The 19,248-nt window shown below is 72.8% G+C and carries 18 protein-coding genes; 14 read left to right on the top strand and 4 right to left on the bottom strand.

Features of this window, described 5'->3' with window-relative positions; translation table 11 throughout:
* Positions 1 to 79: 79 nt before the first annotated feature.
* Complete coding sequence (locus WMF28_RS39940; protein WP_437598930.1) at positions 80 to 1,621, top strand: ATP-binding protein; 1,542 nt, start codon at positions 80 to 82, stop codon at positions 1,619 to 1,621.
* A 15-nt stretch (positions 1,622 to 1,636) separates the two neighbouring features.
* Here the strand turns inward: WMF28_RS39940 and WMF28_RS39935 are convergent, their stop codons facing one another.
* Positions 1,637 to 1,804: a hypothetical protein gene (locus tag WMF28_RS39935; RefSeq protein ID WP_437598929.1), complete on the bottom strand. Its 168-nt coding sequence runs from the start codon at positions 1,802 to 1,804 to the stop codon at positions 1,637 to 1,639.
* A gap of 169 nt (positions 1,805 to 1,973) precedes the next feature.
* Here WMF28_RS39935 and WMF28_RS39930 point away from each other — a divergent pair, with 169 nt between their 5' ends.
* The 3 genes from WMF28_RS39930 to WMF28_RS39920 are packed head-to-tail and all read left to right on the top strand — an operon-like array spanning position 1,974 to position 3,407.
* Positions 1,974 to 2,144, top strand: a complete 171-nt coding sequence (locus WMF28_RS39930) for a di-heme oxidoredictase family protein (RefSeq protein WP_437598928.1) — start codon at positions 1,974 to 1,976, stop codon at positions 2,142 to 2,144.
* Positions 2,145 to 2,163: 19 nt separating this feature from the next.
* Positions 2,164 to 2,793, top strand: coding sequence for a DUF3501 family protein (locus tag WMF28_RS39925; protein ID WP_437598927.1), 630 nt, complete (start codon positions 2,164 to 2,166; stop codon positions 2,791 to 2,793).
* A gap of 11 nt (positions 2,794 to 2,804) precedes the next feature.
* Positions 2,805 to 3,407, top strand: coding sequence for a peroxiredoxin (locus WMF28_RS39920; RefSeq protein ID WP_437598926.1), 603 nt, complete (start codon positions 2,805 to 2,807; stop codon positions 3,405 to 3,407).
* Positions 3,408 to 3,502: 95 nt separating this feature from the next.
* On the opposite strand, the gene WMF28_RS39915 is transcribed toward WMF28_RS39920, so the two are convergent.
* Genes WMF28_RS39915 through WMF28_RS39905 form a run of 3 tightly spaced genes read right to left on the bottom strand, consistent with a single transcriptional unit; the run spans position 3,503 to position 5,660 of the window.
* On the bottom strand, positions 3,503 to 4,246 hold the full coding sequence (locus tag WMF28_RS39915; protein ID WP_437598924.1) for a SirB1 family protein: 744 nt from the start codon (positions 4,244 to 4,246) through the stop codon (positions 3,503 to 3,505).
* A gap of 46 nt (positions 4,247 to 4,292) precedes the next feature.
* Positions 4,293 to 5,102 carry a polysaccharide deacetylase family protein gene (locus WMF28_RS39910; protein ID WP_437598923.1) on the bottom strand — a complete coding sequence of 270 codons (810 nt, stop codon included), beginning with the start codon at positions 5,100 to 5,102 and terminating at the stop codon, positions 4,293 to 4,295.
* 3 nt (positions 5,103 to 5,105) lie between these two features.
* Entirely contained in the window at positions 5,106 to 5,660 is a 555-nt protein-coding gene (locus WMF28_RS39905) for a hypothetical protein (RefSeq protein ID WP_437598922.1), read from the bottom strand.
* Positions 5,661 to 5,853: 193 nt separating this feature from the next.
* Here WMF28_RS39905 and WMF28_RS39900 point away from each other — a divergent pair, with 193 nt between their 5' ends.
* From WMF28_RS39900 to WMF28_RS39855, 10 genes are all read left to right on the top strand, one after another.
* Entirely contained in the window at positions 5,854 to 7,326 is a 1,473-nt protein-coding gene (locus WMF28_RS39900; RefSeq protein ID WP_437598921.1) for an MBOAT family O-acyltransferase, read from the top strand.
* Between the two features lie 53 nt (positions 7,327 to 7,379).
* Positions 7,380 to 7,712: a hypothetical protein gene (locus WMF28_RS39895; RefSeq protein WP_437598920.1), complete on the top strand. Its 333-nt coding sequence runs from the start codon at positions 7,380 to 7,382 to the stop codon at positions 7,710 to 7,712.
* Between the two features lie 136 nt (positions 7,713 to 7,848).
* Complete coding sequence (locus tag WMF28_RS39890; protein WP_437598919.1) at positions 7,849 to 8,433, top strand: hypothetical protein; 585 nt, start codon at positions 7,849 to 7,851, stop codon at positions 8,431 to 8,433.
* A 34-nt stretch (positions 8,434 to 8,467) separates the two neighbouring features.
* Positions 8,468 to 9,169, top strand: a complete 702-nt coding sequence (locus tag WMF28_RS39885; RefSeq protein WP_437598918.1) for a hypothetical protein — start codon at positions 8,468 to 8,470, stop codon at positions 9,167 to 9,169.
* Between the two features lie 217 nt (positions 9,170 to 9,386).
* Positions 9,387 to 10,487 carry a tryptophan 2,3-dioxygenase family protein gene (locus WMF28_RS39880; RefSeq protein WP_437598917.1) on the top strand — a complete coding sequence of 367 codons (1,101 nt, stop codon included), beginning with the start codon at positions 9,387 to 9,389 and terminating at the stop codon, positions 10,485 to 10,487.
* Positions 10,484 to 12,529, top strand: coding sequence for a DCC1-like thiol-disulfide oxidoreductase family protein (locus WMF28_RS39875; protein ID WP_437598915.1), 2,046 nt, complete (start codon positions 10,484 to 10,486; stop codon positions 12,527 to 12,529). The genes WMF28_RS39880 and WMF28_RS39875 overlap by 4 nt, the downstream gene beginning before the upstream one ends.
* A gap of 9 nt (positions 12,530 to 12,538) precedes the next feature.
* Entirely contained in the window at positions 12,539 to 14,719 is a 2,181-nt protein-coding gene (locus WMF28_RS39870) for a hypothetical protein (protein ID WP_437598913.1), read from the top strand.
* A gap of 247 nt (positions 14,720 to 14,966) precedes the next feature.
* Entirely contained in the window at positions 14,967 to 16,373 is a 1,407-nt protein-coding gene (locus WMF28_RS39865; protein ID WP_437598911.1) for a hypothetical protein, read from the top strand.
* Between the two features lie 260 nt (positions 16,374 to 16,633).
* The gene (locus WMF28_RS39860; protein ID WP_437598910.1) at positions 16,634 to 18,379 is read left to right on the top strand and encodes a PEP-utilizing enzyme; all 1,746 of its coding nucleotides are present in this window, start codon (positions 16,634 to 16,636) and stop codon (positions 18,377 to 18,379) included.
* Positions 18,376 to 19,182 carry a PEP/pyruvate-binding domain-containing protein gene (locus WMF28_RS39855; RefSeq protein ID WP_437598908.1) on the top strand — a complete coding sequence of 269 codons (807 nt, stop codon included), beginning with the start codon at positions 18,376 to 18,378 and terminating at the stop codon, positions 19,180 to 19,182. Before WMF28_RS39860 ends, WMF28_RS39855 begins: the two co-directional genes overlap by 4 nt.
* Positions 19,183 to 19,248: the final 66 nt, after the last annotated feature.

The raw sequence follows: 19,248 nt of genomic DNA, 5'->3' as shown, positions 1-19,248 counted from the left end.
CGTGCGGCGTGGATCCGCGCCTGCCGGGTGCGATCGGGGGCGACCTGGGCGAGGATGGCGCCGAGGGGCAGGGACACACGTGCGGCTCGGGATCCGGCTTCAGCTCTTGTTCGCGCTCGGCGCGCTGCTCGTGCTCGCGTTCGTGCCGCTCTTCTTCGCCGTCGCGAACCTCACGCGGGCCACGATGGGCGGCGCGCGCGCGTCGAGCGCCCGCGCGATCGGCCGCGCGATCGCCGGGCACGTCGCCGCGGCGCGGGTGAGCCGGTCCGCGCCGGAGCTCTCGCTGCTGCTCGAGGCGCAGCTCGGGCCGGATGGAGCGTCGGCGATCGGCGTCTACGACGCGGCGGGCGCGCTCGTCGACCGCGCCGGCGAGCCGGAGGCGGCGGCGGCGCTGCCGGCCTCCGTCGAGGCGGGCGCGGAGGTGCTGAGGGCGGCGCGCACCGCGCGGGGCGGCGCGATCCTGGTCATCGTCCCGGAGCAAGCGCGCGAGGCGGCGCCGCGCGCGGATCCGGCGCGCGCGCCGGAGGCCGACGCCGCGCGGCCGCCGCAGGTGGGCTCCGTGGCCGTGCTTGTGCCGACCGACCCGTCGACGGTGCCCGCCGCGCCGCTCGTCCGGATCGTGGCGCTCTACACGGGGGTGGTGGCGCTGGCGCTGCTCGTGTTCGCGTACATCGCGATGACGCGCCTCGTGGTGCGGCCGGTCGACGCGCTGTCGGAGGCCGCGCGCCGCGTGGCCGGCGGGGCGCGCGACCTCGAGGTGCCGCGGGCCGGCGCGCGGGAGCTCGGGGAGCTCGGGGCGAGCCTCGCGCTCATGACGGGCCGCCTCCGGGCGGACGAGGAGTCGCTGCGGGCGAAGATCGCGGAGGTCGAGCGCTACGCGGCGGACCTGAAGAGCGCGCAGGAGCGGCTGGTCCGCTCGGAGCGGCTCGCGTCCGTGGGGCGGCTGGCGGCGGGGCTCGCGCACGAGATCGGCAACCCGATCGCGGCGATCCTCGGCTTCCAGGAGCTGCTGCTGGCCGGGGGCCTCACGCCGGACGAGGAGCGCGAGTTCGTCGAGCGGATGAAGCGCGAGACGGAGCGCATCCACAAGATCCTGCGCGACCTGCTCGACTTCGCGCGGCCGGCGGCGCGCGGCGCGGAGCAGGCCGGGGAGGAGCCCTCCGGCTCGGTGACGGAGGCGATCGAGGACGTCGTCTCGCTCGTGGCGCCGCAGAGGGAGTTCCGCGCGGTCGAGCTCCTGCGGGACGTCGCGCCCGACGTGCCGCCCGTCCCGCTGTCGCACGGGCGGCTCGTGCAGGTGCTCCTGAACCTGCTCCTGAACGCGGCCGACGCGGTGCCGCGCGCCGGGGGGCGCGTGGTGGTGCGCGCGTCGCGGGGCGCGGGCGGGGGGGCGCGGATCGAGGTCGAGGACAACGGGCCGGGGATCGCCGAGGCGGTGCGCGAGACGCTGTTCGAGCCGTTCATCACGACCAAGGAGGTCGGCGAGGGGACGGGGCTCGGGCTCGCTGTGTGCCGCGGGCTCATCGAGGTCGCGGGCGGCTCGATCGGGGTCGAGCCAGGGGCCGAGGGCGGTGCGCGGTTCGTTGTGCTGCTGCCGGGGGTGGGGCCGCGCGGAGGGTGACGCGGCGGGAGGGCGCTACGCCTCGACGGCGCCAGGGATCCACCACGAGGCGACCGCGAGCTCTCCGTGGAAGGGCGGCAGCACGAGGCCGTGCAGGCAGAGCCTGACCGCGCGGCGGTGGCGCTTCTGGTCCAGCTCCTTCCGCAGCTCCTCCAGACGTCTCGGAGACGTCAGGGCCTTCACGACCCACCTCCGCGCGGCCGGCAGGTCGGCCCGGTCGGCCTTTTTTTGAAAATGAAAGTGAATTTCATTTACATCCTGAAGGGGCCAGTGCTACTCCGGATGTCCCGTCGAGCCTCGCTCGCCGGGACATCCGGGGATTGAGGCAGGATGACCAGGAGCTTCTTGGCGTGTGCGCTGGTGCCGACTCTGGTGCTCGCTGGGAGCGCACCGCGCCCGGAGAGCCGCTGAGGCCGTCCTCTGGCACGGCCATGGCGGCGAGGCCGAACCCTCGCGCGAGGCGTTCCGCGCGCTCCCTGCCGCCGATCGCGCCTCCGTGCTCGTTTTCGTGAGCTCGCTCTGAGCCGGGATGAGGTGATTCGATGACCCCTGTCTTCGCCGCCGCAGATCTCCTCTCCACCGACGCCTACGGCATCGTGCGCGCCAGGTACCGTGGCCGCATCATCGAGCTGAAGCGCCGGCGCCGCGTGGCCGTCGGGCTCCACGTCTCGGTCCTGTTCGAGTCGCGCGAGACGGTCCTCTACCACATCCAGGAGATGCTCTGGCTCGAGCGCCCCGTGAGGCTCGAGCGCGTCGAGGAGGAGGTCGCGGAGTACGACCGCCTCATCCCGAGGGCCGGTGAGATCACCGCCACGCTCATGATCCAGGGCGGCCCCTGGGTCGCGGGTCAGGCCCTGATCGAGGGGCTCGTCGCGGGGCAAGCCGTGGTGCTGCTGATGCTCGGCGAGCGGAGGGTCGCCGCCGAGCTGCTCTCCCCCGTGCACGACCCCTCTTGCCCCGTGCAATACCTGCGGTTCCCGCTCGACCGCGACGCCGCCCGCGCGCTGCTCGAGCGGAGCGTGGATGTCCACCTGGGCGTCCACTACGCGGGCGAGATCGAGACCGTCGCGCTCCCGCGCGAGACGGTGGACGAGCTTGCCCTGGGCCTCGGCGCGGACAGCGCGCCGGCCGCCCGCGCTCCGATGCTGTCGTCTGTCGCCGATCTTCGATGAAAGGAATGGATATGACCGTGCTGGTGGGGAAAAAAGCCCCTGATTTCTCCTGCGCCGCTGTCCTGCCGGACGGCTCGATCACCGCCGCGTTCCGCTTCTCGAAGGCCATCGAGTCGAGATATGGTCTCCTCGTATTCTATCCCCTCGACTTCACCTTCGTCTGCCCCTCGGAGCTGATCGCGCTCGACCACCGGGTCGAGGCGTTCCGCGAGCGCAACGTCGAGGTCATCGGGGTCTCGATCGACTCTGAATACACGCACCACGCCTGGCGCGAGACCCCCGTGGAGCGCGGCGGCATCGGGCCGGTCCGCTTCACCCTGGCGGCCGACGTGAAGCACGAGATCTGCCGCGCCTACGGCGTCGAGAACGACGACGGCGTGGCCCTTCGCGCGGCGTTCCTCGTCGACCGGGACGGCGTCGTGCGCTCCGCGATCGTCAATGACCTGCCGCTCGGGCGCGACATGGACGAGCTGATCCGGCTGGTCGATGCGCTCCAGTTTCACGAGCAGCACGGCGAGGTCTGCCCGGCCGGATGGCGGAGAGGCGAGCATGGCATGACGGCCTCGACCGCGGGTGTGGCCGCCTATCTCTCCGAGCACGCCGAGCAGCTCTGACCGGCTGCGGGGTCGGGTCTGTCATGCCCCTGCGCACGGGGCGCCACGCGCCCATGAGCGCCTGCGGCTCCCCGTCCTCCCGCCCCGTCGCCCCGTCAGTTCACCCCGCGCCCCAGCGTCGGCCACGGCCGCTCGCCGCCGAGCTGATCGAGCTCCTTGCGCAGCTCCTCGGTCGGCGCGAGCACCTGGATCCGCTCGAGCACGCCGCGCAGCCGCGCCGCGTCCGAGCGGCTCGAGTAGATCGAGCGCAGGTTGTTCAGCATGCGCACGAGGATCTGCCGCTTCTGCGCCGGCACCAGCAGCCGCGGGTCCGGTTCGCTCTTGGCGCCGGTGGTGCGGGTGTGCAGCGCGCGCAGGTCGTCCCGGCCGAGCAGGCGGCCCTCGAACGGATCGATGAGCAGCATGCCGCCGCGGACCGGCGTCCTCACCAGGAAGTGACCCGGGAACGAGACGCCCTGCGCATCCAGGCCCGCCCGCCAGCACACCTCGAGGAGCACGACGGCCAGCGTGATGGGGATGCCCGTCCGGCGATCCAGGACCTCGTGCAGGTAGCTGTTCTTCGGGTCGTAGTAGTCCCCCGCGTTCCCGTGGAACCCGAGCTCGCCGTAGAACCAGCGGAGCAGCTGCTCGCTCGGGCCGCTGCCAGGCGTCGCCTCGGCGGCGCGCAGGGGGCGCTCGAGCGCGCGGCGCGCCTCGCCGCCGAGCTGGTCGAGCACGCCGAGGTAGCGGGGGATGTCGAGCCCCGGGTACGCGGCGTCGTCGATGAGGAGCGCCGCCTCGGCGAGGTCGAGCTCGTCCTCCGGTCTGGCGACGATATGCGCAAAAAGCGTCAGACTCACCGGCGCAGCCATCGGACGGAGCGTAGCGCCACCTGAGCGAAATGGTCTAGGGCGGCGCGTCGTCCCCGGCGCCTTCGTCGAGCCAGGCGTCGACGCGGACCCCGACCAGGTTGCGCTGGCTCATCGCCGCGAGGATGCGCGGGAGCGCCGCGACCCCCGCGGGCGCGTGGTCGTCGCGCTCGGCCGCATCGTGGAGCAGCACGATGGCCCCGTCGCGGAGCCCCGGGATGACCCGGGCCGCCACCGCCTCGGGGGTCGCCCCGGCGAGCCCGTCGAACCCCCGCGCCGACCAGCCGATTACGTCGAGGTCGAGCGCGTCGACCACGCGGGCCATGCGCGGGCTCGTGTGGCCGACAGGCGGCCTGAACAGCGCGGGGCGGGCGCCGGTGATCCGCTCGATGACGTCGAGGCCCCGCCGGAGGTCGCGCTCGACGTAGCGGGCCGAGCGCAGCGAGAAGAGCCGGTCGTGCGCGTGGCTGTGCAGCGCGACGGCGTGGCCCCGCGCCGCGATCTCGCGGACGAGCTCCGGGTGGGCCTCGGCCTTGCGGCCGATGACGAAGAACGTCGCCTTCACGCCCGCCTCGTCCAGCAGCGCGAGGACCCGCGGCGTGTGCTCCGGGCTCGGCCCGTCGTCGAACGTGAGCGCGACGCCCCGCGCGCCGGGCGGGCCGCGCTTCACCACGTCGACGAACATGCCGAGCCCGAGGAAGAAGACCCCGCACAGGACGAGCGCCAGGTACCCGACGGCCGCCGCGCAGGCGACCGCGATGGACACCGGCGCGACGAGCAGCGACCGCGCGACAAGCGCGAGCGCGCCGAGCGAGGCCGCATAGAGGAGCGCCCGCGCGACAGGCACAGGCTACTTCTTCGAGCGCTTCTTCTCGGGCTCGACGTCGACGTCGTCGTCGACGTCGACGGCCGCGGCGGACGCCGCGATGCGCTTGTTGTTGCCCGCCGCCTTCACCTCCGGCGTCGCGCCCGGCTTCTCCTCGTCCGACGGGCCGTTGTCGGCCTCGTAGAAGCCGCCGAGCAGCGCGGCGATCGCGGCGAGCGACGTGATCGCGAGGCCGCCGAACGTGCCGGCGCTCCCCGCGGCCTCGCCGAGCGACAGGTTCGCGCCCCCGAGCTCGCCGAGCGGCACCGGCACCGGGAAGGTCAGCCACCGGCGCGCGGCGTACATCAGGCCGACGCCGAGCAGCGCCCCGACGAAGGCCTTCATCCCCGCCTCGATCTTCGCGTCCTTGGCCCAGATGGGCTTGCCCGCGACGAGCCCCACCAGGACCCCGGCGAGCGCCGCGGCCACGTAGGCGACGATCGCGATGGGCGCCGCGAAGCCGAGCTTGGCCAGCCCGAACCCCAGCAAGCCCCCCACGATGAGCCCCTTCACAACCCCGAGGATCAGGCGACCCAGCATCGGCTCCATCCTTGGCACGACGCGGGGCCCCGTTCAACATCGCGTCGCGCCGCAAGCTCAACCGCGCGGCGCGCCCCGTGGTAGACGGCGCTCCGCCGCCCGGGCGCCCGGGTAGCCCGCCCTCCGACAACGCGCTCGGCCCTGCCGCGCGCCGCGCCCCCTGGCCCCCGCCTGACCCGGGATCCGACCGGCCGTGCTCTTCAATACCCTCCGCTACGCCGAGTTCTTCGCCGCCGTCTTCGTTGGATCGTGGGCGCTCGTGCGGTTCGCCGGCATCCGGGCGCGCCTCGTGTTCCTGCTCCTCGTGAGCTACGGCTTCTACGCGGCCTGGGACTGGCGCTACCTGCCGCTCATCTTCGCCTCGTCCACCGTCGATTTCCTGCTCGCCCGCGCGATCGCCCGCGAGCCGAGGCCCCGGGCGCGGCGCGCGATGCTCATCGCCACCGTGGCGCTGAACCTCGGGTTCCTGGGGTTCTTCAAGTACTGGAACTTCGCGATCGAGAACGTCGAGGCGCTGCGCGCCCTGCTCACGGGCGAGCCGGCGAGCGTCGGTCACGCGTTCCGGGTGCTCCTGCCGCCGGTGGGCATCTCGTTCTTCACGTTCGAGTCGATGAGCTACGTCATCGACGTGTACCGGGGCGAGCTCCCGCCCCACAAGAGCTACCTCCGCTACCTGCTCTTCGTCGCCTTCTTCCCGCACCTCGTCGCCGGCCCCATCGTGCGCCCGCGCGACCTGCTCCCGCAGTTCGAGCGCGCCCCGAGCCTCACCCGCGACGAGAGCGGCGAGGGGCTGTTCCTCGTCGCGCTCGGCCTCGTGAAGAAGGTCGTCCTCTCGGACCAGCTCGCGCTCAACCTCGTCGACCGCGTCTTCGAGCGCCCGGAGAACTACTCGGCCCTGGAGGTCCTCGCGGGCGTCTACGGCTACGCCGCGCAGATCTACTGCGATTTCTCGGGCTACACCGACATCGCGATCGGCTCGGCGCTGCTGCTCGGGGTGCGGTTCCCGAAGAACTTCGACGCGCCGTACAAGGCCCGGAACCTCGCCGATTTCTGGCGCCGCTGGCACATCTCGCTCTCCACGTGGCTCCGCGACTACCTGTACATCCCGCTCGGCGGCAACCGCGGCTCGGAGCTCGCGACGTACCGCAACCTGATGATCACGATGCTGCTCGGCGGCCTCTGGCACGGGGCGTCGTGGAGCTTCGTCTTCTGGGGCTTCCTCCACGGCCTGGGCCTCGCCGTGACGCGCGCCTTCCAGCGCGCCGTGGACCGCCGCCGCCCGGGCGGTGAGGGCGCGCGCGAGGGGTCGACGGCGTCGCGCGCGCGCTCGTTCCCGGTCCACGTGCTGTGCGTGCTGCTGACGTTCCACTACGTCTGCTTCGCGTGGATCTTCTTCCGCGTGCCGACCTTCTCGCAGGCCGTGCTCATCCTGCGGCAGATCGGCACGCTGACGACCTTCCACCCGAACCTGCCGCCCGCGCTCGTCGCGCTCCTCGGGGTCGCGCTCCTGTCCCACTACGTGCCGGAGCGCCTCTACGAGCGCGCCCGCGGCGCCTTCGTCGCGGCGCCGGCGCCGCTCCAGGGCGCGCTGCTGTTCCTCGTCGCGGTCGGACTCCACGAGGCGGCGAGCGCGGCCGCCGTGCCGTTCGTGTACTTCCAGTTCTGATCCGTGGTTCATTTCTGGGGATTTCAGGCGGATCGGTGGATTACGCTCAGGCCGTGCGCCCTTCTTCCGTCGCCGCCCTCGTCCCCTTCGCCGCCCTTCTCGCCGGCGCGCTCTCGCCGGCGTGCAGCGTGGCCAACGTGCCGTCGAACGCGATGCCGATGGTCCGGGCGCGCGCCACGTCCGACCTCGACTGCGCCGACAAGGACGTCCGCGTCGAGGAGCAGATCGGCGGCCAGTTCAAGGCCGTCGGCTGTGGCCGCAAGGCGTACTACCGGGCCGCGTGCGAGGCGCTCCGCTGCGTGGTGAGCGGCGAGGGCGAGGCGGCCGTCCCCTGGAGAGACCGCCCGGAGCCCATGGAGGTCGACCGGGACCGGAACCGGCGGTAGGCCGCGCCGCGCCGGCCGATCCCGTGTTTTCCTGGGCTTTTTTGGGGCACGCGGGCCCGGGTTCCGGTAGCCTGCCGCGTCTCGACAATCCGCCCAGGGGTTCGGCCATGGCCTTCATCACCACCGAGAGCTGCACGTGACGGACAGGGCGCCGGCCGACGCCGACGGTCCAGAGCCGGCCGACGCCGACCGGCCTGCGCCGGCGGATGCCGACGGGCGCGAGCCGGTCGCCGCCGACCGGCCTGCGCCGGCCGAGCCGGAGCCGGGCTCCCCGCCGGGCGGGTCCGCCGACGCCGAGCCGCGGCGCCGGACGAAGAAGCGCGCGAGGCAGCGCGGCGCGGCGGCGTCGCCGCCGGGCAGCGCCGCGCCGGCGATCCCGCGCGATCCCGAGCTCGAGCGCCTCGAGCAGGCGTTCGAGCGCGGCGACTACGCGCTCGTCCGGGCCGGCGCGAAGCGGCTCCTGAGCGGGGCCGAGCCCGACGACCTCCGCGGCGTGCCTTCGGCGAAGAGACATTCTTCCCGGCCTCCCGGCGAGAGCCAGGCCCAGCGCGACGACGCCGAGGACGCCGAGGGCGAGCGCGTCCGCGTCCGCCGCGCAGCGCGGGCGCTGCTGCGCCGGATCGACCCCGACCCGCTCGCCGTCGCCCTGCTCCTCGCGGCCATCGCGCTGCTCGCGTTCCTGTCGCTCTGGTACTGGTCCCACAGCCACGTGTCCCCGTGACGACCCCGCCCGTGACGGCCGAGGAGGCAGCGCGGTGAGCCCCGAGATCGATCGCCCCTCCGGCCGCCCCGGCCCGCGGCGGCTCGCCGCCCTCGCGCTCGCGCTGATCGGCTGCGGGGGCGCCGCCGGCCCGGCGCGGCCCGCGGCGTGGAACGCGGCGCCCGACGGGCAGAAGGGCGCCACGTCGGGCACGCCGGCCGAGCGCTACTTCCCGCTCGTCGACGGGCATATCTACCACTACGCGACCCTGAGCGAGCGCGGGGAGCAGGGCCTCCTCGTCGCGCGCGTGCACCGCGCGGACGGGCGCCGCGGCGAGCTCCGGTTCCCCTCGGGGGCGAAGCGCTTCGAGTTCACCCCCGAGGGCGTGATCCGCAGCGACACGGGCGTCTTCGTGCTCAAGGAGCCGATCGCGCCCGGCACGACGTGGACCGGCGAGCACGGCGGCCGCGCCCGGATCGCCGCGGTCGACGCGGCGATCGAGGTGCCCGCGGGCCGGTTCACGGGGTGCGTGCAGACCGTCGAGGAGCGCCTCGGCGACAGGCCGGCGCGCTTCGTGTCGACGTACTGCCCGGACGTCGGCGTGGTGGCGATCGAGGCCGCGAGCGGCGCGAGCTACGAGCGGGCCGAGCTCACGAGCTATGCGCCGCCCTTCGACATGGGCCCCGACGGCCTGCGGCGCGCGCCGGCCGAGCCGCCGCCCGCCGAGCCGCCGCCCGGCCCCGCGGGCGCGCCGTGAGCGCGCCGGGCATGGACCGCGCCGGTGGAAGGCGCGCCGTGCCCGTGAAACCGCCCTCCGGACCGGGCGCGCTTTCCGTGCGCGCGGCGCCGGCGCACTTCCGTTTCCGGGGGGGCGGGAAGTAGACTCCGGGCGCCGCTCGTGGAGCCGGCGCAGGATGCGCCGCGGGCACGCCGCGCGAGCTCCCCCGGCGGCACGTCCAGCGATCGCCACCGACATGAACTACTGGGAATATATCCACGTCGAGGAGCTGCTCGCCCTCCAGGGTGGATTCGACGACGACGAGCAGAAGGTCGGCAACGACGAGGCCCTGTTCATCGTCGTCCACCAGATCTACGAGCTCTGGTTCAAGCTCATCCTCCGGGAGCTCACCTCGGCGCGTGAGCTCTTCCGCCAGAACCCGGTGCCCGATCAGAAGCTCGCCTCCGCGGCGCGCTCGTTCAGGCGGGTCGTCACCATCTTCGAGCAGGCGATCCAGCACTTCCGGGTGATGGAGACGCTAACCACGCGTGATTACCTGGATTTCCGGGATCGCCTCATCCCCGCGAGCGGCTTCCAGTCGGCGCAGCTGCGCGAGATCGAGGTCCTGATGGGGCTCGACGACGAGGTCCGGATCCCGCTCGGCCGGGAGGGGAGCTACAAGGAGGCGCTCAAGACCGCGGACGGCTCGCCGTCGTCGGCGACGCGCCGGCTTGAGGCGCGGCTCGCGAGCGGGCCGAGCCTCAAGCACTACCTGTACGAGTGGCTGTCGCGGACGCCGATCGACGGATCGAGCGAGCCGGGTGGGGTCGTGTGCTTCCTGCGCAGCTACATGCGCTCGATGCGCGAGGAGAACGAGCGCCGGGTCCAGATCGCGATCGACAAGGCGCTCACCCCGGCGGACGTCGAGCGGCTCCGCGCGCGGTACGAGGCCGAGAACGCGAACGCCGAGGCGTTCCTGCTCGCCGAGGACGACCCGGGCGCCGACGCGGCCACCTGCGAGAGGCGCCGGGCCGTCCGCGCGGCGATCGTCTTCATCGAGAGCTACCGCGAGCTGCCCCGGCTCGCGTGGCCGCGCGAGGTGCTCGACCGCGTCCTGGAGATGGAGCAGGCCATGCTCATCTGGCGGCAGCGCCACGCGCGGATGGTCGAGCGGGTGATCGGCCGGCGCACCGGCACGGGCGGCTCCGCGGGCGTCGACTACCTCGACCAGACCGCGCTGCGCTACCGCGTCTTCGGCGATCTCTGGACAGTGCGCTCCTTGCTACTTCGCCAGCCGAGCGTCCCCGAGCTCGAGCATGCATCGGATTACGGATTCCGGGTCGAGGACTCTCCGTGAAATCACTTCGCGATCACTTCTTGCGCATCGACGCCCGTTCGCTCGGGCTGTTTCGCATCACCTTCGGGCTGGTCCTCATCGCCGATCTCCTCGCGCGGTGGCGGTGGGTGCGGGACTTCTACTCGAACGAGGGCGTCCTCCCGAACCACAACCACCTCTTCAACCTCCGCGGAAAGGAGCAGGTCTTCAGCCTGCTCCACGCCTTCTCGACGGTGGGAGAGGCCCAATTCGCCTTCGCGCTCGCGCTCGTCGTCTACGCGCTGTTCCTGCTCGGCTACCGGACGCGCGTCTTCCACGTCCTCGCGCTCGTCACGCTCACGAGCCTGACGTCGAGGAACATCCTGCTCGAGAACGCCGGCAACTACGCGGCGATCGCGCTCCTCGCGTTCACCGCCTTCCTGCCCTGCGGGAACCGCCTCTCGCTCGACAGCCTCCGCGCCTCGCTGGCGCTCCGGGACGAGCAGCGCGACACGGAGCTGAACGACCGGTCGAGGGCCTCGGAGGCCGAGATCGAGGCCGGGCGCCTGCCGGGATGGTCGCCGACGTCGCTCGCCGCGCTGGCGGTGCTGCTGCAGCTCGCGCTCATCTACCTCTGTACGGCGCTCCAGCAGCGCGGCGAGGCGTGGCGCGACGGGACGGCGTTCTACTATGCGCTCCACGCCGAGCGCCTGGCGAGCGACGCGGGCATCTGGCTCCGCGACGCCCTGCCGCTCGGCACGCTGCGCGGGCTCACGTTGGGCACGTGGGCCATGCAGCTCGCGATCCCGGCGCTCCTCTTCGTCCCCGCGCTCTTCCGCTGGACGCGCGGGGTCGCCGCCGCGCTGATGCTGGTGCACGGGCTGATCCTCGGGATCTTCTTCGATCTCGGGATGTTCGGCTGGGCGCTCGCCGCCGCTGCGCCGCTCGTCCTGCCGGGCGAGCTCTGGGACGTCTACGAGCGCTCGTGGAACGAGCGGCGGGCGCGCACGCTGGTGTACGACGCCGACTGCGGCCTCTGCCTCATGCTGTGCCGCCTGATCAAGCGGCTCGATCTGCGCGGGCACGTGGCCTTCCAGGGCAACGTCGCGCTCGACGAGCTCTATGTCCGCAACCAGACGGGCGCCACGGAGCTCGTGCCGATGCCGAAGGAGGTCACGGCGGAGCTCGTCGAGCAGACGGTGCTCGCGGTCGACCGGAACGGGCGCGTGTACGCGAAGGGCGCGGCGGTGACCGAGGGGCTCCTGGCGTTGCCGCTCGGCTGGCTCGCCTGGCCGCTCAAGCTGCCGGGCATCTCGCACCTCCTGGACGTGCTCTACGAGGTGGTCGCGAAGCGCAGGCACCAGATCAGCGTGCTCCTCGGCAAGCAGGCGTGCGGGATGCCGCTGTTCGACGAGGGCCACGCGGACGGCGACGATGAGGGCGCCGCTCCGGGCAGGCCTGCGCCGGCGGTGCGGGTGGCGCGCCTCGTGCTGGGGTCGCTGCGCGAGGTGGCGGTGCTCGTGGTGCTCGCCGCGATGCTGGCGCAGACGGCGAAGGAGAACCCGTTGCCCGGCGCGGCCGCCGTCCCGCAGGGGAGGGTGCTCGCCGGCGTGGCGTCGTGGCCGCGCATGATGGCGCGGTGGGACGTGATGGCGCCCGAGCCGCCGCGGAGCAACGCGCTGCTGGTGATCGACGGCCAGACGCGCGCGCACAAGCCGATCGATCCGCTGACCGGGGAGGAGCCGCGGCTGCAGCCCGCCGGGCACCCGGGGGCGCGGCTCGGCCAGCTCTGGTCCGATTACCTCGATCGCGTCCGGCGGCCGGAGTATTCCGATTTCCAGCGCGCCTTCCGCGACTACCTCGCGAAGGGCGGGCCCCTCGCGGCCGGCGGGGCGCGCGAGATGGCGCTGTCGGGTTACGATGCGTACTGGGTCACGGCGCTGACCCCCGCGCCCGGCGCGCCCGCGTCAGCCACCTTCGAGCGGGAGAAGCTGTTCTCGCACTCGCGGGGAGGCACGGGGAAGCTGGGCGAGCGCATGCCGCCCCTCGCGCCGGGCCTCATCCGACCGAACAAGTCGAACTGAGGCGCTCGCATGCGTGGGCCTGACGAGGACCCGAGCGCCGCGGATCGCGGCGCGGCCGAGGAGAGCGCGCCGGCGGGCGAGGGCGCGGCCGAGGAGAGCGCGCCGGCGGGCGAGGGCGCGCCGGAGGAGAGCGCGCCGGCGGGCGAGGGCGCGCCGGAGGAGAGCGCGCCGCCCAGGCCGCCCGCCGGAGCCCCGAAGCCGACGGCCGAGGGGCGCCTCCGGCGCGTGGGGCGCTGGATCAAGGAGCACTACTGCACAATCGACGTCCGCACGCTCGGCCTGTTCAGGCTGGTGCTCGGCTTCCTCCTGGCGAGCGACTGCGTGCGCCACTGGGCCGAGGCGAGCTGGATCTACAGCAACGACGGGGTGCTCACCAACCACTACCACCTCTTCCACCCGAGCAGCGGATTCAACTTCAGCCTGTATCACGCGTTCTCGTCGATAGAAGAGGTCCACGTCGCGTTCGCGCTCTCGCTCTTCTGCTTCCTCTGCTTCTTCGTCGGCTGGCACACGCGGCTGTTCTCGATCCTGTCCTTCCTCCTCGTGACGAGCAGGGACAACCGGATCGTCATGATCGAGAACGGCGGCTATGTCGTCGTGAACCTCATCACCTGCTGGGCGATGTTCATGCCGACCGGCAGGCGCTTCTCGGTCGACGCGCTGATCCGCTCCTTCCGCGAGCGGCGGGAGCGAACGGCCGCGGATCTCGCGGACAGGAGCCGCCCCGCGTGGGCCGAGCGCCCGTACGTCTCGGGGATCGTGCTCCTCGCGATCCTCAACCTGGCGACCATCTATTATTTCAACGTCGTCAACAAGTCGGGCCAGATCTGGCGTCGCGGCGAGACGGTGCATTACGTCCTGCACCTCGACCGCATGGTGACGGGGCTCGCGGTCGTCGCGCGGGAGTACATCCCTCTCTGGGGGAAGCGGGGGCTCACCTGGGGAGTCCTCGTGGTCGAGGCGCTGCTCGTGGCCTGGATCCTCTCGCCCTACGGCCGCCGCTTCACGCGCGCGCTGGCGATGCTGGCGATGTGGGGCCTGCACGGCTCGTTCGGGGTGATGATGCGCCTCGGCCCCTTCTCGTGGTTCATGATCGGCTGGTCGTTCCTCTTGCCGACGTCGCAGCACTGGGACGCTCTCGAGCGGTGGTATCGCCGCCGCGCGGCGCAGAGGGTCGTCGTCTATGACGGCAGCTCGCCGCTCGCCTTCGCGTTCATGCGGCTCCTTGTCCGGCTCGACGGCCTCGAGCTGCTCCGGTTCGAGGAGGCGCGCGCGGCGGTCGCCGCGGACGCGGAGGCGGCCGGGGGAGGGGAGCCCCGGCCGGAGCTCTTCGAGGTGCGCGAGGCGGGCGACGTCGCGCACGCCCGGGTGTTCCGGGGGGCCGCGGCGCTGCGCGAGATCCTGCAGGCGCTCCCCGGAGGCCGCTTTGCGCGCCCGCTGGTCTGGGCGCTCTGCCTCGGCGCGCCCGGCGCGCTGCTCGCGGTCGCATCGCGGCGGCGCGACGCGATCGCGAGGTTCTTCGGCCTGACGCGGCCGCCGCGCGCGAGGGCGGCGGCGATGGAGGGCCCGTCGCCGCTCTCGGAGAAGCTCGCGCGCGGCCGGGTGATCGCGCGGGAGGCGCTGGTCGCGTACCTCGGGCTCTGCGCCGTGAGCCAGGCCATCAACGAGAACAAGAGCGTGCCGGCCTTTCTCAAGCATCCCCAGCCGAAGATCGTGCAGGCGACGATCGTCTATCCGCGCCTCCTCCAGGGGTGGGGGATGTTCGCTCCGAATCCGATCACCGAGGACGGGTCGATCAGCGTCGACGCGATCACCGTCGAAGGCCGGCACGTGGATCCGTTCACGGGGCTCACGCCCGATCTCGATCTCTCCGACGCGCGGGGGCTCGGGCTCGGGCAGATCCAGCAGGACTATTTCAACCGGATCCGGCTCGATCGGAACAAGGCGTTCCGCAAGCCCGGGCTCCAGGACTACCTGCTACGGTACCACGAGCGCACCGGCCGGCCGGAGGACGAGATCGTCGCGTTCGATGTCTACTGGGTGCGGGATCAGTGCCCGAAGCCGGGGGAGAGCGCGGCGTACAAGAACGAGGCGATCCCGATCATGTCGTACCGTAAGCCGGGGTATCGGCCGCCTCCAGGGCTGCCGCGGCTGCCGCCGGCGCGGAAAGAAGAGAGCGCGGGGAATTAGCGCCCGCGGGAGGGGTTGCCGGGCAGCCCGGCTCCCCGGAGGTCTGACGTGGACGGCCGGTCCGCGAACCAGCGAATTCACTGCCGCGATGAACACTTATGTTTTCGACGCCTGTCGTTGATCGAGGCACGACATTCGATCTGCTCGCCTGATGGGATGATCATGGAATCTCGTACTTGCCCGGTACGGTGAGCGTAAGTCACTTTCGGATTCGCTACATGTCGCGAAGATACCGAAAGGTCTTGCCATGAAGACGTATCTCACCACGCTGTTCGTGCTTGCTGGAGCGACAGTTCCGTTCGGCCTGGCCGCGTTCGCTTGCAGCTCGGCCGACCGGGAAGAGGGAACAGAGCACGTCGCCCCCGCCGGGGACGATCTGCGCCACGCGCGGTTCGGCGACTTCGACGCCATCACGGAGCGAAACGCGCGCAGGATGCTCGAGCGGGGCCGGGAGATCTTCCGGTTCGACACGTTCGGGGATGAGCAGTTCTGGGGCGGCCAGCTCCGGTTGCACGAGACGATCGCCGGCGTGACGCCGGCTCAGGCGCTCGAGCTCGGGCTGAAGGTCGACGCGGACGCGCTGCCGTCGCGGCTCCGGGACCAGATCGCGCGTGGCCGGGTGAACCTCGACGATCCCGCTGTCACGCTGCGCCTCCTGCGGCTCGACGCGATCGTCGGGGTGACCGGCTTCTTCGACCGCCGCGGCGATCTGATCTCGATAGGCCTCCAGTGCGCCTTCTGTCACTCGACGGTCAACGACTCCGTGGCTCGCGGCGTCGGCGAACGACTCGACGGCTGGGCCAACCGCGACCTGGACGTCGGCGGGATCATCGCCTCGGCCCCGAACCTCCAGCCGTTCGTCACCCTGCTCCAGGTGGTGGACTCGAGCATCGACGACGAGGACGTGAGGACAGTCCTCCGCAGCTGGGGACCGGGCAAGTTCGACGCCCAGCTGATCCTCGACGGAAAGGCGTTCCAGCCCGACGGAAGGTCCGCGGCGACCCTGCTCCCCAACGCCTACGACATGGCCGGAGTCAACGAGCACACCTGGACGGGCAACTGGGGGTCGGTGCCCTACTGGAACACGTTCGTCGCCGTGAACGAGATGCATGGACGAGGCAATTTCTTCGATCCAAGGCTCGACGATGAGGTCAAGTACCCGATCGCGGCGGAGTTCGGGCTCGGGCACGTGACCGTCGATCCGGAGGACGATCTCGTCACGTCGAAGCTCCCGGCGCTCCACTTCTACCAGCTCGCCCTCCCCTCGCCGAAGCCGGCGCCGGGCATCGATTTCGACCCGCGCGCCGCCGAGCGCGGTCACGCGCTGTTCACCGGCCAGGCCGACTGCGCCCGCTGCCACAACGAGCCGCTCTGGACCGATGCCGGCTGGAACCTGCACACGCCCGAGGAGATGCGCATCGACGCCTTCCAGGCGAACCGCGCGCCCGGCAACTCGTACAAGACAATGAACCTCGCCGGGCTCTTCATCCGGGAACGAGGGCTGTTCATGCGGCCGGAGAACAAGGGTCGCTTCTACCACGATGGTCGCTTCGCGACGCTGCTGGACGTCGTGCAAAGCTACGACGAGCGCTTCGCTCTGGGGCTCACTCCCCAGCAGAAGCGCGATCTCGTGGAGTACCTGAAGTCGCTCTAGCGGGTCGAGCAGACCGGCGCGCGCTACCCCCTCGACCCACCTCGGGCCGATCGGAGCGGTCATCGCACACGCTCGCACGCACGAACCGTCCGATGGTCGGCCTGCTCCGCGGTGCGTCGGGGGCTGGACCGACGGGATAGCCACCTCTACCTTCGGCCGCCATGACGTCGTGACCGCTGTGCCACCGAGACGTCGCCGTCGTCCCCGAGGCGACACGGTGGCTCGTACGGGCGCAGCGCGGGGGTCGAGGTGGTCCAGCGATGATGAAGAGAGAGCCGAGCGTCAACGGAGTCAGGTTCGTGGCCCCGGGCCCGGGCCCCTGGGAGATCGAGCGGGCCCATTTCCTGCGGCCGGTCACCCGGTTCGCGGTCGAGCCGTTCACGCGCGGGATGCCGAGGGGCTTCGCCGAGGGCTCGGCGCGCTACGGGCTCCTGTTGAGCCACTTCAAGCCAGCCGTCGTCAACGGCTTCATGTACTCGCAGCCCGTGATACACGGCGCGTCCGAGGGGGCGAGCGGGCCGCCGCCGAAGCTCGCGCTGTGGCTCCTCCTGCGCCTGCACCCGCGCATGCGCGCGCGCATCCGGCAGAGCCGCCGGGCGTTCGAGGGGAAGCTGTGGCGCGAGGACCTCGACCGGTGGGACCGCGTCGACCGGCCGCGCGCCACCGACAAGAACCTCGCCGTCCAGGCGATCGATCCCGCCCAGCTCGACACGGACGCGCTGATCGCGCACCTGCGTCGCGCCCAGGCGCACATGGAGGACATGATCGCCCTGCATCACCGCTACAACTTCGCCGGCGTCCTGCCGGCGGGCGACTACCTCGCGCACGTCGGCGCGTGGACCGGAGCGAGCCCCGGCGAGGCGCTCGCGCTGCTGCAGGGGAGCACGCCGCTCGCGAAGGGCGTGGCGACCGAGGAGCTCGAGGCCCTCGCCAGGGCCCTGCGCGCGAGCGCGGCGGGCCGCGAGGCGCTCGCCAGGAAGGGCGACCCGCAGGCGACGCTCGACGCGCTCGCGGCCCTGGACGGCGACGTGGGGCCGGCGACGCGCGCTTACCTCGACCTCGTGCGCTTCCGCACGGTGGGCTACGACGTGTCCGACAAGACGGGCGGCGAGCTGCCCGACGTGCTCGTACGGGCGATCCGGGCGGCGGTCGAGGGCGACCGCGGGGCCGGGTCGCGCGCCGCGCGCGAGGCCAAGGAGAAGGCGCTGCGGGAGCGCGTGCCCGCGGCCCACCGCGCGCAGTTCGACGAGCTGCTCGGCGAGGCGCGCCTCACGAACCGCCTCCGCGACGAGCGGGCGCTCTACTCGGACAGCTGGGGCACCGGGCTCGCGCGCCGGGCCGTCCTCGAGGCGGGGCGCCGCCTCGCCGCCGCCGGCAAGGTCGACGACCCCGAGCACGCCGCCGATCTCGCGCTCGAGGAGATGATCGGCCTCCTGCGCGACCGGCGGACGCCGTCCGCCGCGGAGATCGCCGCGCGCGCGCGCTGGCGCGAGACGGCGACCCTCGCCGACGCTCCCCCGTGGCTGAACGTGCCCCCCGCACCGCCGCCGCCGCTCGACGTCTTCCCCGCCCCGGCGCGCCGCGCGGCGAGGGCCGTCGACGCGATCACGCAGAGCGTGTTCAAGGACGCCGAGGCCAGCAACACCGACACGGCCGTCCGCGGCCTCTCCATCAACGAGGGCGTGTACGAGGGCACGGCGCGGGTCGTGATCAGCCCGGACGACTTCGGGAGGATCCAGCAGGGGGACGTGCTCGTGACGCGCGCGACGTCGGCGTCGTTCAACGTCGTGCTCCCGCTGCTCGGCGCGATCGTGACCGATCGGGGCGGGCAGCTCTGCCACGCGGCGATCGTCGCGCGCGAGTACGGCATCCCCGGCGTCGTCGGCACGCGGGAGGCGACGGTGACGATCCCGGACGGGGCGCGCGTGCGCGTCGACGGGGCGGCCGGCGAGGTGACGATCCTCGGGCGGCCGGCGGAGCGCCGCGCGCAGGAGGCGTCGCCTTGATCGCGCGCCTCGACGAGGAGCTGCGCGAGGAGGACTTCGGGGGCAAGGCGGCGCAGCTCGGGCAGGCGCGCCGGGGCGGCCTGCCGGTGCCGCCGGGATGGGCGCTGTCGGCGGCGCTCGTCGAGCGCGTCGTCGCCGGGGAGGCCGCGGCCGTGGGCCGGCTCGTCGAGGCGTTCGGCGAGCTCGACGGGCCCGTGGCCGTGCGGTCGTCCGGCATCGGCGAGGACGGCGTCTCGGCGAGCTTCGCGGGGCAGCACGCGACCGAGCTCAACGTGCGGACCCGCGAGGGGCTGCTCCAGGCCGTCCACAAGGTGCACGGCTCGGCGCGCACCGACGCGGCGCTGGCCTACCGGCGGCGGCTCGGGCTCCCGCCGGAGCCGCGCATGGCGATCGTCGTGCAGCGGCTCGTGCAGGCCGATTGCGCGGGGGTGCTGTTCACGCGGAACCCGGTGACGGGCGCCGACGAGCGCGTCGTCGAGGCGACCTGGGGCCTCGGCGAGGCGGTGGTCGCGGGCCTCGTGACCCCGGACAGCTACCGGATGGCGCGCGGCGGGCGCGTGCTCGAGCGGCGGGCGGGCGAGAAGGATCTCGCGATCCTGTGGGCCGAGCAGGGTGGCACGAGGGAGGTCGCGGTGGAGCCCGCCCGTGCTGCGGCGCTGTGCCTCGACGACCCGCGGCTCGCCGCGCTCGAGGCGCTGGCCGCGGCGTGCGAGGCGGCGTTCGGCGGCACGCAGGACATCGAGTGGGCGTTCGCGGGCGGCCGCCTGTCCCTGCTGCAGCGGCGGGCGATCACGCGCGGGTGAGCCGTCTTGCGCTGCTCCGCCCAGCGGCCTGGGCACCTGCGGCCGGCGCTGGAGCGCACCGCAGGC

This window comes from Sorangium sp. So ce590 (assembly GCF_051521365.1).
GTDB lineage: Bacteria > Myxococcota_A > Polyangia > Polyangiales > Polyangiaceae > Sorangium.
This window is presented reverse-complemented; position numbering and strand designations above follow the sequence as displayed.

Bases quoted from the DNA above. Each gene is read 5' to 3' on its own strand.
- WMF28_RS39925 (WP_437598927.1), top strand. From the start codon at position 2,164: ATGACCCCTGTCTTCGCCGCCGCAGATCTCCTCTCCACCGACGCCTAC.
- WMF28_RS39920 (WP_437598926.1), top strand. From the start codon at position 2,805: ATGACCGTGCTGGTGGGGAAAAAAGCCCCTGATTTCTCCTGCGCCGCT.
- WMF28_RS39905 (WP_437598922.1), bottom strand. From the start codon at position 5,660: ATGCTGGGTCGCCTGATCCTCGGGGTTGTGAAGGGGCTCATCGTGGGG.
- WMF28_RS39880 (WP_437598917.1), top strand. From the start codon at position 9,387: ATGAACTACTGGGAATATATCCACGTCGAGGAGCTGCTCGCCCTCCAG.
- WMF28_RS39870 (WP_437598913.1), top strand. From the start codon at position 12,539: ATGCGTGGGCCTGACGAGGACCCGAGCGCCGCGGATCGCGGCGCGGCC.
- WMF28_RS39865 (WP_437598911.1), top strand. From the start codon at position 14,967: ATGAAGACGTATCTCACCACGCTGTTCGTGCTTGCTGGAGCGACAGTT.
- WMF28_RS39860 (WP_437598910.1), top strand. From the start codon at position 16,634: ATGATGAAGAGAGAGCCGAGCGTCAACGGAGTCAGGTTCGTGGCCCCG.